The organism is Janthinobacterium agaricidamnosum (assembly GCF_003667705.1).
Taxonomy (GTDB): domain Bacteria; phylum Pseudomonadota; class Gammaproteobacteria; order Burkholderiales; family Burkholderiaceae_D; genus Janthinobacterium.
Window position 1 is genome coordinate 712,832 of record NZ_CP033019.1, and the last position, 12,723, is coordinate 725,554.

A 12,723-nucleotide genomic window follows, 5' to 3' on the forward strand; every position below is an offset into this window, starting at 1 on the left:
GATGATGAAACGCCTGATTTCCGCGGGCCATGTGCCCGCCATGCTGCTGTGCGCCGGCGCCATGCTGACGTCCGCGCATGCTGCTGCACCTGCCGCCGCTGTACCAGCCGCAGCTTCAGTGCCGGCCGCCTGCAAGGGTACGATCTACATGACGTTCGACACGGGCAGCCAGTCGCAAGCGCAACTGATCGCCGACGTGTTGAACAAGCGCCAGATCAAAGCCACGTTCTTCCTGGCCAATGAAAAGACGACGCGCGGCGACTATTCGCTCGACCCGTCGTGGGCGCCGTACTGGAAAGCCCGCGTGGCCGAAGGCCATGCGTTCGGCACGCACACGTTTGACCATGTGTACTGGAAGAAGGATCTGGCCAACGGCTTGATCCAGGTCAAGCCCCAGTTCGGCAAGGATGGCGGCAAATTGGCGTCGGTGACGGATCAGCAGTTCTGCGAGGAATTGCGCCGCGTCGATACGCGCTTCCAGGAACTGACGGGTCGCAAGCTCGACCCGTTCTGGCGCGCGCCGGGCGGCTACACATCGCCGCGCACCCTGGCGGCCGGCAGCGCCTGCGGCTACCAGCATGCGGGCTGGGCGCCGGCAGGGTATTCCGGCGATGAGCTGCCCAGCGACAAGTATCCAAACGCCATGCTGCTGAAGAAAGCGCTGGCGAATTTGCGCAGCGGCGACATTTTTATTGCGCACATGGGCATCTGGTCGCGCAAGGAGCCGTGGGCGCCCGCCAACCTCGATGCCTTGATTTCCGGCCTGCAAGACAAGGGTTTCTGTTTTGCCACCCTGCGCGAGCATCCTGCCTACGCGCGGAAGAAGGGCCAGCCATGATGGCCGCCGACATCGTCAGTTTCGTCACCCCGGCGATCGATGCCGTGGTCGATGCGTTTGGCGTGGCGCAAGGCTGGCTGTTCCAGACTGTGGTGAATCCCCTCGTGTATCACCTGGGCTTTGGCGAATTTACGGAAGAGGCGTTCGAGGGCACGGAGTGGCTGCTGATCGGCCTGTGCGAACTGGTGCTGCTGTTTCTCGTGCTGCGCCCGCTCGAAGCCCTGATTCCCGCGCAAAAGATCACGGACCCGCGCGCCCGCTGGAACGATTTTATTTACACGGTGCTGCACCGCATCGGCCTGTTTTCTGTCGTGGTGTTCTTTACGCTCGATCCGCTGATGGATGCCTTGGCGGGTGCTTTGCGTTTCGACAATATCCATCCATTGAATCTGGAGTCGCTGTTGCCCGGCATCAGTCCCTTAGTCAGTTTTATCATTTATTTTGTGATACTGGACTTCGTCGACTATTGCTACCACCGTGCCTCGCACCATTTCGGCTGGTGGTGGGGCTTGCACAGCCTGCATCACAGCCAGCAAAACATGAACTTGTGGAGCGATGACCGCAATCACCTGCTCGACGACTTTTTGCGCGACGTGGTGATGGCGCTGGTGGCGCTCGGTATCGGCGTGCCGCCAGGGCAATATGTGCTGCTGGTGTCGATTTCGCGTATTTTGCAAAGCTTGCAGCATGCGAATGTGAGGATACACTTCGGCCGCATCGGCGAGCGGCTGCTGATCTCGCCCCGTTTCCACCGCACGCACCATGCGATCGGCGTGGGGCACGAGTCGAAAGGCAAGGGCAGCATGGGGGGCTGCAACTTCGGCGTGGTGCTGCCGATTTGGGATATGCTGCTGGGCACCGCGAATTTCTCGGCCGGCTATGCGCGCACGGGCGTGCGCGACCAGCTGGCCCGCATCGACAGCCATGGCGTGGGCCGGCCCGGGCGCAACTATGGCCGCGGCTTCTGGCAGCAGCAATGGCTGGGCGTGCGCCGCATGGTGGAATTTGCAAGAATCAAACGAAAAGGACGCCGTTGATGCGTAATGTGCTGAATTCGTATGGCCGTGCCTTCCTGTCGCAATTGCACGGCAGGATATTGCTGTTGAGCATAGCGCCGTTCATCCTGTCGCTGATCCTGTGGGGCGCCCTGCTGTATGTGGGCTTGCAGCCGCTGATCGACGGCCTGCATGCGCTGTTTACGCAATATGACTTCTTCCGCACCAGCGGCCAGGTGTTGGCCACCTTTGGCCTGGGCATGCTGAAAGCCGTGATCGTGCCCCTGATCGCCATGTTCATGCTGTTGCCGCTGATGATCTTGACGGCGCTGATCTTCATGGGCCTGTTCGCCATGCCGGCCATCGGCCGGCATATCGGCGGGCGGCATTTTCCGCAGCTGGAAAAGAAGCATGGCGGCAGCATGCTGGGCAGCGTCGCCACCTCGCTGGCGACGTTCCTGCTGTTCATCATCGTCTGGGTGCTCATGCTGCCCCTGTACGCGTTTCCGCCGGCCGCGCTGGTGGGGCAAGCCGTGCTGTGGGGCTGGCTGACCTACCGCGTGATGGCGTATGACGCCATGGCCGATTACGCCAGCGTGGAAGAGCGCCACGCCATCATGCGCACGCAGCGCTGGCCGCTGCTGGCCATCGGCATGGTCTCCGGCGCGGCCGGCGCCGTGCCGGGCATGCTGTGGATGGGCGGCGTGATGTCGGTGGTGTTCTTCCCCTTCCTGGCGGCGTTCGCCATCTGGCTGTACGTGCTGATCTTTATCTTTACGGGTCTGTGGTTCCAGTATTACTGCCTGGAAGCACTGGCGCGTTTGCGGGGCGTACGCGGCATGACCGACGTGGCGCCGGCGGACGCTTGAGTATTTTTATTGCATTCTACGAGGGAGTTTCATGGCTATCGGATTGATCATCATTGGCGACGAAATCCTGTCGGGCAAGCGCACGGACCAGCATTTTCCGAAAGTCGTGAGCATGCTCAAGCAGCGCGGCTTGCAGCTGAGTTGGGCGGAATACGTGGGCGACGAGCCGGCCCGCCTGGTCGCCTTGCTCCAGCGCAGCTTTGCCAGCGGCGACATCGTCTTCAGCTTTGGCGGCATCGGCGCCACGCCGGACGACCATACGCGCCAGGCGGCCGCCGATGCGCTGGGCTTGCCGCTGGTGCTGCATCCACAGGGCAAGCTCAATATCCAGCAACGGATCACGGAAATGGGCGAGGAGGCGGGCGTGCCGGCCGATTTGAACTCGCCGGAAAACCTGCACCGCCTGAAAATGGCGGAATTCGTGCAGGGCGCCGAGCTGATTCCGAATCCGTACAACAAGATTGCCGGTTTTGCCGTGCGCGAACATTATTTCGTGCCGGGCTTTCCCGTCATGTCCTGGCCCATGATCGAATGGGTGCTCGATACGCATTACGCCCACCTGTTCAACCAGGTGCCGCACGCGGAACATGCCTTGCTCGTGTATGAAACGGCCGAATCCTTGCTCACGCCGCTGATGGTGCGCCTGGAAGCGGAGTTTCCGCTGATCAAGGTGTTCAGCCTGCCCAGCGTGGGCGATGCGCAGACGCGCCGGCATATCGAACTGGGCGTCAAGGGCGAGCCCGCGCAAGCGGCGGCTGCCTTTGCCGAGATGCGCGCCGCACTCGATACCTTGCAGGCGGAATACACCACCATCTGAGATGCAGCCAGCCCGGCGCCGGCGGCTTTTTCGCTGGCGTCCAGCCCGCCATGCATCTATGTACGCCAGCGTACGTTCCAAGACGTTGTTTTTTTGCGAAAATCTTCAATGAAGCAAGATTTTTGTGCGCGCTCGTCAGTCGTTTTCATTCCGATGTGGTGGAATGGTGAACAGGGGCCTTGCGTGTCGAACGCGCGGTCGCCTGCCTGTGCAGTAGCGTGTTTTTTTGATTCACCGGTATGGACATCATGTTAAGCAAGTTTTGTTGTGACCGGCCTTGGCTGGCCCTCGTCTTATCCTGCGCGGAGCGGCATCGCTGCCGCCTTTTCCGCGCCGTCCAAACCCAACCTTACCCCAGCATCCCATGAAAGACACAGGCGTCAATCTGGCCGCGCAAGAGCGGCCCCCCTCTGATCCAGCTCCCGAGGCGCCGCCGCCGGCGAGCCCGCCGAAGAAGCGTCGTTCGCGCATCTGGCCGATCTTTGCCATCATCTTGCTGGCGCTGATCGCCGGCGTGGCGTGGTTCGTCATGCGCGAAGTGCGCACGTCGGCCCTGCAGGCAGAGTTTTTCACGCGCCTGGACCGCCAGCTGGCGTTCAAGGTCGAGCCTGGCCCTGCACCGGCGGGCGCCATCCGCTATCCGCAGCACGGCCCGTATGACGAGCGGCTCGGCTATGCCAGCTTGCCCGACTTCATTACCAAACTCAATGCGCGCGACTACGCCGTCACGGCGCAGGCGCGCATGTCGCCGAAAATGGTGCAACTGGTCGACCGGGGCATCTTTGCCACCTATCACGAGAAAAACCGCGCGGGCCTGACCATCCTCGATTGCCGCGCCGCGCCGCTGTTCGCGGCCAGCTATCCCGAGCGCATGTTCGACGGCTTTGCCGAAGCGCCGCCGGCGCTCGTGCAAAGCTTGCTGTTCATCGAAAACCGCGAATTGCTCGACCCGGGCACGCCCAAGCGCAATCCCGCCGTGGAATGGGACCGTCTGAGCAAGGCGATCCTCGACAAGGCGCTGAACCTGTTCGGCGGCCACCGTGGTGGCGGCGGCAGTACGCTGGCCACGCAGATCGAAAAATACCGGCATTCGGAAGACGGGCGCACCAGTTCCATGCAGGACAAGCTGCTGCAGATGATTTCGGCCAGCCTGCGCTCGTACCAGGATGGCGAAAACACCATGGAAGCGCGGCGCAAGATCGTCGTCAATTACCTCAATACCGTGCCGCTGTCGGCAAAGAGCGGCTTTGGCGAAGTCAACGGCATCGGCGACGGCATGTGGGTCTGGTATGGCCGTCCGTTTGCCGAAGTGAAAACCTTGCTTAGTGGAAAAATGGACCAGCCGGGCAGCGCGCTGGCCTACAAGCAGGCGCTGAGCCTGCTGATCGCGCAGCGCCGTCCTTCCCATTATCTGGTGGCCGGCGGCGCCGACCTGGAAGAATTGACCAACAGCCATCTGCGTTTGCTGGCGCAGGCGGGCGTGATTTCGCCGCAGCTGCGCGATGCGGCCATCGCCGAGAAGCTGCGTCCGTCGACGGCGTCCGGCGTGCAATCGGAAGCGTCGACCTCGTTCGTTACGCGCAAGGCCTCGAATGCCGTGCGCAACCACCTGGCCACCATGCTCGGCGATCCGCGTTTGTACAACCTCGACCGCCTTGACCTGAAAGTGGTCAGCACGCTCGACGCGCAGGCGCAAAACGCCGTCACCAAGGTCTTGCGCGAGTTGCGCGACCCGGAAGTGGCGAAAGCGGCCGGCCTGACGGGCAAGGGCATGCTGGGCAATGGCGACCCCGCCAACGTGGTCTACAGTTTTACCTTGCTGCAAAAGGGCGAGCAGGCCAACTTGCTGCGCGTGCAAACGGATAACTTTGACCAGCCGCTCGACATCAACGAAGGCGCCAAGCTGGACCTCGGTTCCACGGCCAAGCTGCGCACCCTGGTCACGTACCTGGACATCATCGACCAGCTGCACCAGCGCTACAGCGGCATGGGCGCCGCCGAGCTGGGCAAGATTGCCGTCGATCCGAAGGACATGCTGTCGCAGTGGGCGATTGCTTACCTGAAACCTTTGCCTCTCGGCGAAGCGCGCAACCTGCCGGCCATGCTGGCGGCCGCCATGGAACGCAAATATTCGGGCAACCCGGGCGAAGGCTTCTTCACGGGCGGCGGCTTGCACCATTTCGGCAACTTCTCCAAGCTCGACGACAGCCGCATCATGACGGTGCAGCAGGCGCTGCGCCAGTCGACCAACCTGGTGTTCGTGCGCCTGATGCGCGACGTGGCCCGCTACTACATGTTCTCGCGCCCCGATTCTTCGGCCTCGCTGCTGGCGGACGCGGACGATCCGCGCCGTGCGCAGTACCTGAGCCGCTTTGCCGACAAGGAAGGGCGCGAATTCCTGCACCGCTTCTATCAGAAGTACCGCGGCAAGAGCGTTGACGAGCAGGAAAAGATTTTATTGGCCAGCATCCGCCCGACGCCCGTGCGCCTGGCGAATATCTTCCGCACCGTCAATCCGAAGGGCACGGTGGCGGAATTCGGCGATTTCCTCAACGCCAACCTGCCGTCGCAAAACGAAGTGCCGCCCGAGCGCGTCGCCAAGATGTACCAGCAGTACGCGATGGAAAACTGGTCGCTGGCCGACCGCGGCTACCTTGCCAATGTGCATCCGCTGGAACTGTGGATGGTGGCGTATCTGCGCCAGCATGAAGGTTCCACCCTGACGCAGATGGTGGCGGCCAGCGAAAAGGAACGCCAGGAAGTCTACAAATGGCTGTTCAACACGCACCGCAAGCATGCGCAGGACCGCCGCATCGCCAACTTGCTGGAAGTGGAAGGGTTCCTGGAAATCCACCGCCAGTGGAAGAAGATGGGCTACCCGTTTGATTCGCTGGTGCCGTCGTATGCGACCACCCTGGGCGCGTCGGCCGACCGGCCCGCTGCGCTGGCCGAATTGATGGGCATCATCATCAACGATGGCGTGCGCAAGCCGAGCGTGCGCATCGATTCCATGCATTTCGCCGCCAACACGCCGTACGACACCATGGTCAAGCGGGGCAGCAAGGTGGAGGCGGAGCAAGTGCTCTCGCCGGACGTGGCCAAGGCCGTGGCCAAGGCCATCCGCGAAGTCGTGTCGGACGGTACGGCGAAACGGGCGAAGACGGCATTCGTCGGCGCCGACGGCGTGCCGATCCCGATGGGCGGCAAGACGGGTACGGGCGACCAGCGTTTCGACGTGTATGGCGCCGGCGGCCGCCTGATCGAGTCGCGCTATGTGAACCGCTCGGCGACATTTGTGTTCAATATCGGCGAGCGCTTCTACGGCAGCATGACGGCGTATGTGCGCGGACCGGAATCGAAGAACTACGATTTCACCAGCGCCTTGCCCGTGCAACTGCTGGTGTCGCTGGCGCCGAGCTTGATGCCGCTGATCGAGCCGCCTGCGCCAGCCGAGGGCGTGGCGAAACAGTGCACGAATTAAGGTGTTTTTGCACCTGAAAGCCGGCCTTCACGGGCCGGTTTTTTTTTGAGGGAGTGCAATTGGAAAAGACCCAGCAGATTTTTCAGCAATATCACCGCTTTGACGATGGCGCGCTCGTGTCCATCGAACAGCGGTATCAGCCCGGGGGCGTGCAGGCCGTGCGCATCGTGTTATACGCAAGAAATCATGTGCTCGATGGCAATGTCTGGCGCAACGTCGCCATCACGGTGGGCGAGGTACAGGAAGTGCAGGTCCGGATGCCGGGCAACTTCATCAACCGCATCTGCTGCGGCGTGAAGTTGCTGCGTTTCGGCGACGCGTGGTGCGTCGACGTCGACGGCACCTATACGCGCGACGATCCGGCGACCCTGAACGAGGTGCGCCGCGATGGCGATTGCTATGTCATCGGCGGCACGGTCGAGGTCATCGAACTCGATTAGCCGACAAACATGGCCGTTTTATCTTCCATGCGCGCGTGATAGGCGGCAATGGCCGGATACGCTGGACGTTGCATCGGGGCCATCAGCCAGCGCTTGACGGACAGGCCCAGCACGATATCGGCCAGGGTGAACGCTTCGCCGCAGACGAATGCGCCCGTGCGCTGCAGCTGCTGTTCCAGCACGCCCATCATCTTGTTCCATCCGGCAATACCGGCCGCCAGCTGCGCCGCATCCTGGTGGGCCGGGCTGTGGCGCACTAGCGACATGAAGGCGTAGCGCCAGCTGTTGTTCAAATCGCCCATCTGCCAATCCATCCATTTTTCCACTTCCGCGCGGGCGCGTGGCGTGCTTGGAAGCAAGTCGTCGCGGCCCGCCTGGGCGCACAGGTAGCGGCAGATCGTGTTCGATTCCCACAGCACCAGGTCGCCGTCCACCAGCACGGGCACCATGGCGTTCGGGTTCAGGGCCAGGAAGGCCGGGTCGTCGGTACTGCGAAAGCCGCTGCCCCAGTCTTCGCGTTCGTAGGGCAGGTCGAGTTCCTCGCACGTCCACAGGACTTTGCGGACATTGATCGAGGCGGCTTTTCCAAGAATTTTCAGCATGCGGGGCTCCAGAGGGCAGGTGGTCGATCTGCCACTGTAGCGGAAATGGCCACGCCGCGCATGTGAAAGTGCCTTGCATAGTTGGGCTTTTCTTGGCATCGTAGCCACCCATGAAACCTATGCGCCACCACATGTCCAAAATCCTCGCGTTCAGCCGCTTTTCCGTGCGCGATTTCCTCGCCACCGCCGGTCCCACCCTGCTGCTGGTCGGCGCATTCTGTGCGCTTGCCTACTGGCTGGTCGACCCGGCGCCGCCGCGCCAGGTGAGCCTGTCGACGGGGCAGGACAATAGCGCGTATGAAGAGTTCGGCAAGAAATACGCGGCCACCCTGGCCAGGCACGGCATCAAGGTGACCTTGCAGCCATCGCTGGGTTCGCAGGAAAACCTGCAGCGCCTGAACGCGGGCAAGACCGATATCGCCTTCGTGCAAAGCGGCTCGACCGAGCACGCCGATGCCGAGCGCCATGGCCTCATCTCCCTGGGCAGCCTGTTTACGGAACCCGTCTGGCTGTTCTTGCGCGAAGACAAGGCGGTGACGGAACTGACGCAATTGAAGGGCATGAAGATCAACCTGGGGCCGGAAGGCACGGGCGTGCCCAGCCTGTTCCGGCAGTTGCTGTCCGTGAATGGCGTGGAAGCGAACGAGCTGACGGTGAGTGCCTTGCAAAACACGCCCGCCACGGTGGAGCTGCTGGAAGGACGCATCGACGGTCTGGTGTTCAGTTCGGCGCCGGAAGCGCCGCTGATCCAGATGCTGCTGCAGACGCCGGGCATCAAGTTGTTTGATTTTTCGCAAGCGGAGGCGTACACGCGGCGCCTGCCTTTCCTCACGCATGTGGTCTTGCCGCGCGGCATAGTCGACCTGGGAAAAAATATCCCGGCGCAGGATTATCATCTGATCGCGCCGACCGCCACCCTGGTTGCGCGCGAAGACTTGCATCCGGCCCTCGTCGACCTGTTCGTGCAGGCGGCGGCCGGCATCCATGGCGGCACGGGCTGGTTCCAGCAGCAGGGGCAGTTCCCGTCCGCGCGCTACACGGAAATTCCTGTCGCGCCCGAAGCGCTGAAATTCTACAAGGATGGCGCGCCCGTGCTGCAGCGCTATATGAGTTTCTGGCTGGCTAATTTCTTCGACCGCATGTGGGTGCTGGTGGTGGCGCTCGGTGCCTTGATATTGCCCTTGTCGCGCGTGGTGCCGCCCCTGTACGTGTGGCGCATCCGCTCGCGCGTGTACCGCTGGTACGGCCAGTTGCGCACGGTGGAGCAGGCGCTGGAAGACGTGCCGCCAGCGCAGCGCGCGCAAGTGTATGCGGAGCAATTGAAGCGGCTGGACCAGATCGAGGACATGGTCAACCAGATCTCGATTCCCCTGTCGTTTGCCGATGGCCTGTATGGCTTGCGCAGCCATATCAATTTCGTGCGCAAGCGCATATTGACCTTGATGGGCGAGCATCCCGAGGCAGGCGAGGCGGCCTGAGCGCTTAAGTCGCTTAAACGAGGGTGACCGACAGCTTGCGTCCAAGCAGCGCGGCGGCCCGCTCCAGCGTGGAGAGCGTCACGTCGCTGCCAGGGTCGAGCAGGCGGTCGAGCTGCGAGCGGCTCGTCTGCAACAGGTCCGCCATGCGCGTCTTCGACAGCGATTGCTCCTGCATCGCCTGCGTCAGTTGCCAGGCGATCACTTCCTTGATGGCGCGGGTTTGCGTTTGCTCAAAGATGCCTTCTTCCTTGAGGAAGTCGTCGAGGCTGCTGCCGAGATGGGGGGCGGTGGCGTTCATGTCAGTTCCTTGTAGCGTTTGCGGGCCAGCGCCAGGTCGTCTTCCGGCGTCGTCCGGGTTTTCTTGATAAAGCCGTGCAGCGCCACCAGGCAATCGCCGTGATGGCAGATCAGCACGCGCGCGATGCGGTTGCCGGGCAAGCTGCTGCGCACCTCCGACAAGCCGTGCCCGAGATGCCGGCACAGGGGCATGCCCACGGGCCAGCGCCATTGCGCATGCATCAAGTCTTGTCCGATCACATGGCGTTCCTCGATGGGGAGCGACTTGAGCCAGTCGCGCACGGGTTCGCCGCCATTGCCATTCGCGTAGAACAGCAGGGTAATCTGCCGCAAGCCGGAAGCATCCATGACGCACCTCTACGTTGTACTATATAAGGTACATTTCTTCAAGGAGAATTTGCGCCGCAGTTGAAAAAATCGGGCGCGCATGGATGGTTGTAGTCGATGACGGGCCATCGCGTGGCCCGCCAGATCAAACACTGTTCAGATAGTCAGGCGGCCAGCGTCAGGCGCCCAGCCACGGCAGCCCGGCCTTGCACCAGCCGCCGATCTGCTTGCGGTGGCCGTCCGCATCCTTGTCGCCTTCAAACCCTTCAAGGATGTCGAAGCAGTTGATATAGCCGTGCTCGGTGGCCAGCTTGGCGGCATGGCGCGAACGCACGCCCGAGCGGCACAGGAACAGCAGCACCTCGTCTTTGCCGGCCTGGGCCGCCAGCTGCGCGAGGAAATCGGGATTCGGCACGCCGCCCGGGTAGGTGGCCCACTGCACCGCACCATGCTGGGTATCGGCGATGTCGACCCGGCCTACCCAGTCGCGCTCGGCGTTCGTGCGCACGTCGATGAGCTTGGCGGCTGCGTCCAGTTGCAGTAGCGCGTACGCTTCCTGCGGCGTCACGGCGCCGGCATACGGCGTACCTTCATTGGCCCGGCTGCGGGCGGTGGTCAGGATGTCGGCGGCGGTAGTCATGGCGTCCTCGATGAAAGTGGGCAGGTATGGTCGATTATAGTGCGCCATCCGCGCCCCGCAAACGGGAAACCACGGCGCACGGCGCATGCACCACAACGAGGCATTTTTCAGAAATCCGCACAAAATGCACGATAATGGTGCGTTATTCGTTTTTTGCACTTGCATAGTGCATTCTTGATTTGATGCAAACTCAGCAGGAAAATCGCGGGCGGGAAAACTTTCATTGGGATAGCCGGTTTTTGCCTCTGGCGGCCAGGTCTCTTCTGGAGCTGGCATGGAATCTGCTATGATCCTTATGAGTTTTGGTGGCACGCAATGTTTGCTTCGCTTCATCAGCCCAGACGCACTAAGGTCGGCTCACCCCACATTCATTTAGGAGATACGCATGGCAATGACAGCCGCAGAAGTCTTGAAGATGGTAGAAGAAAACGAAGTCAAATTCGTTGATTTCCGCTTTGCTGATACCCGTGGTAAAGAGCAGCACGTGACGGTTCCCGTGTCGCACTTCGACATGGACAAATTCGAGTCGGGCCACGCCTTTGACGGTTCTTCGATCGCTGGCTGGAAAGGTATCGAAGCGTCCGACATGATCTTGCTGCCGGATCCAAACACGGCCAATATCGACCCGTTCATGGAAGAAACGACCCTGTTCATGCAGTGCGACGTGATCGAACCGTCGGACGGCAAGGGCTACGACCGCGACCCGCGCTCGATCGCGAAACGCGCCGAAGCCTACCTGAAATCGTCGGGCATGGGCGACACCGCCTACTTCGGCCCTGAGCCAGAATTCTTCATCTTCGACAGCGTGCGCTGGAAGATCGACATGTCGGGCTGCTTCGTCAAGATCGGTTCGGACGAAGGTTCCTGGTCGACCGGCAAGGATATCGAAGGCGGCAACAGCGGCCACCGTCCTACCGTCAAGGGCGGCTACTTCCCCGTGCCGCCAGTGGACAGCTTCCAGGACATGCGTTCGGAAATGTGCCTGATCCTGGAATCGCTGGGCATCCCGGTTGAGGTACATCATCACGAAGTGGCCGGCGCCGGTCAGAATGAAATCGGCACCAAGTTCTCGACCCTGGTCGAGCGCGCCGACTGGACGCAAAACCTGAAATACGTGGTGTGGAACGTGGCGCACAGCTATGGCAAGACCGCCACCTTCATGCCGAAACCTATCGTTGGCGACAACGGTTCGGGCATGCACGTGCATCAATCCGTATGGAAAGATGGCAAAAACCTGTTCGCTGGCGATGGCTATGCCGGCCTGTCCGATTTCGCCCTGTACTACATCGGCGGCATCATCAAGCACGCCAAGGCACTGAACGCGATCACCAATCCGGGCACCAACTCGTACAAGCGTCTGGTACCAGGCTACGAAGCGCCGGTGAAACTGGCGTACTCGGCGAAAAACCGTTCCGCCTCGATCCGTATCCCGCACGTGGCCAATCCAAAAGGCCGCCGCGTCGAAGCGCGCTTCCCGGATCCACTGGCGAACCCGTACCTGTGCTTCGCCGCACTGCTGATGGCCGGCCTGGACGGCGTTGCCAACAAGATCCATCCGGGCGAAGCCGCCTCGAAAGATCTGTACCATCTGCCGCCGGAAGAAGACGCACTGATCCCTACCGTGTGCGCTTCGCTGGAAGAAGCACTGGAAGCCCTGGACAAGGACCGCGAGTTCCTGACCCGCGGCGGCGTGTTCAGCGATTCCATGATCGACGCTTACCTGGAACTGAAAATGCAGGACGTGCAGCGCATGCGCATGACCACGCATCCTGCCGAGTTCGACATGTACTACTCGCTGTAATGGCGCCACGCCGGCAACGTGCCGGTAGTGAATAAAAAAACGCGGGTGAGGCGATGGTCTTGCCCGCGTTTTTTGTTATGGCGCCACAGTGCGTTGTTGTATAGTCGGCCCAGGAACGATGCGGCATGTGCCGACAGG

The 12,723-nt window shown here is 61.7% G+C and carries 12 protein-coding genes; 8 read left to right on the forward strand and 4 right to left on the reverse strand.

From position 1 onward, the window contains the following. The first annotated feature begins 1 nt into the window (after position 1). The 6 genes from D9M09_RS03315 (at position 2) to D9M09_RS03340 (ending at position 7,440) form a co-directional block, all read left to right on the forward strand. Positions 2–838 carry a polysaccharide deacetylase family protein gene (locus tag D9M09_RS03315; protein ID WP_240453541.1) on the forward strand — a complete coding sequence of 279 codons (837 nt, stop codon included), beginning with the start codon at positions 2–4 and terminating at the stop codon, positions 836–838. Then, the gene (locus D9M09_RS03320) at positions 835–1,875 is read left to right on the forward strand and encodes a sterol desaturase family protein (RefSeq protein WP_430886686.1); all 1,041 of its coding nucleotides are present in this window, start codon (positions 835–837) and stop codon (positions 1,873–1,875) included. The genes D9M09_RS03315 and D9M09_RS03320 overlap by 4 nt, the downstream gene beginning before the upstream one ends. Then, positions 1,875–2,702 (forward strand): EI24 domain-containing protein, encoded by an 828-nt coding sequence (locus D9M09_RS03325; protein ID WP_121668571.1) that lies wholly within the window; start codon positions 1,875–1,877, stop codon positions 2,700–2,702. The genes D9M09_RS03320 and D9M09_RS03325 overlap by 1 nt, the downstream gene beginning before the upstream one ends. A gap of 31 nt (positions 2,703–2,733) precedes the next feature. Beyond that, on the forward strand, positions 2,734–3,519 hold the full coding sequence (locus D9M09_RS03330) for a competence/damage-inducible protein A (protein ID WP_070219263.1): 786 nt from the start codon (positions 2,734–2,736) through the stop codon (positions 3,517–3,519). A 364-nt stretch (positions 3,520–3,883) separates the two neighbouring features. Beyond that, positions 3,884–7,000: a transglycosylase domain-containing protein gene (locus D9M09_RS03335; protein WP_121668572.1), complete on the forward strand. Its 3,117-nt coding sequence runs from the start codon at positions 3,884–3,886 to the stop codon at positions 6,998–7,000. Between the two features lie 59 nt (positions 7,001–7,059). After that, positions 7,060–7,440, forward strand: a complete 381-nt coding sequence (locus D9M09_RS03340) for a hypothetical protein (RefSeq protein ID WP_121668573.1) — start codon at positions 7,060–7,062, stop codon at positions 7,438–7,440. Here D9M09_RS03340 and D9M09_RS03345 read toward each other — a convergent pair. Next, positions 7,437–8,042 (reverse strand): glutathione S-transferase family protein, encoded by a 606-nt coding sequence (locus D9M09_RS03345; RefSeq protein ID WP_121668574.1) that lies wholly within the window; start codon positions 8,040–8,042, stop codon positions 7,437–7,439. The genes D9M09_RS03340 and D9M09_RS03345 overlap by 4 nt on opposite strands. A 131-nt stretch (positions 8,043–8,173) precedes the next feature. Here D9M09_RS03345 and D9M09_RS03350 point away from each other — a divergent pair, with 131 nt between their 5' ends. Beyond that, on the forward strand, positions 8,174–9,520 hold the full coding sequence (locus D9M09_RS03350; protein WP_070291206.1) for a TAXI family TRAP transporter solute-binding subunit: 1,347 nt from the start codon (positions 8,174–8,176) through the stop codon (positions 9,518–9,520). A 13-nt stretch (positions 9,521–9,533) separates the two neighbouring features. Here the strand turns inward: D9M09_RS03350 and D9M09_RS03355 are convergent, their stop codons facing one another. The 3 genes from D9M09_RS03355 to D9M09_RS03365 all read right to left on the reverse strand — a co-directional run bounded on the left by D9M09_RS03355 (position 9,534) and on the right by D9M09_RS03365 (position 10,784). Further along, positions 9,534–9,818, reverse strand: a complete 285-nt coding sequence (locus tag D9M09_RS03355) for a helix-turn-helix domain-containing protein (protein ID WP_070291138.1) — start codon at positions 9,816–9,818, stop codon at positions 9,534–9,536. After that, a complete protein-coding gene (locus D9M09_RS03360; protein WP_070291139.1) occupies positions 9,815–10,165 on the reverse strand; it encodes a type II toxin-antitoxin system RelE/ParE family toxin in 351 nt (116 codons plus the stop codon). The genes D9M09_RS03355 and D9M09_RS03360 overlap by 4 nt, the downstream gene beginning before the upstream one ends. A 157-nt stretch (positions 10,166–10,322) precedes the next feature. Further along, positions 10,323–10,784 carry a rhodanese-like domain-containing protein gene (locus D9M09_RS03365; RefSeq protein ID WP_070219342.1) on the reverse strand — a complete coding sequence of 154 codons (462 nt, stop codon included), beginning with the start codon at positions 10,782–10,784 and terminating at the stop codon, positions 10,323–10,325. 385 nt (positions 10,785–11,169) lie between these two features. Between D9M09_RS03365 and glnA the strand changes: the two genes are divergently transcribed. Next, complete coding sequence (glnA, locus tag D9M09_RS03370) at positions 11,170–12,585, forward strand: type I glutamate--ammonia ligase (RefSeq protein ID WP_070219258.1); 1,416 nt, start codon at positions 11,170–11,172, stop codon at positions 12,583–12,585. Positions 12,586–12,723: the final 138 nt, after the last annotated feature.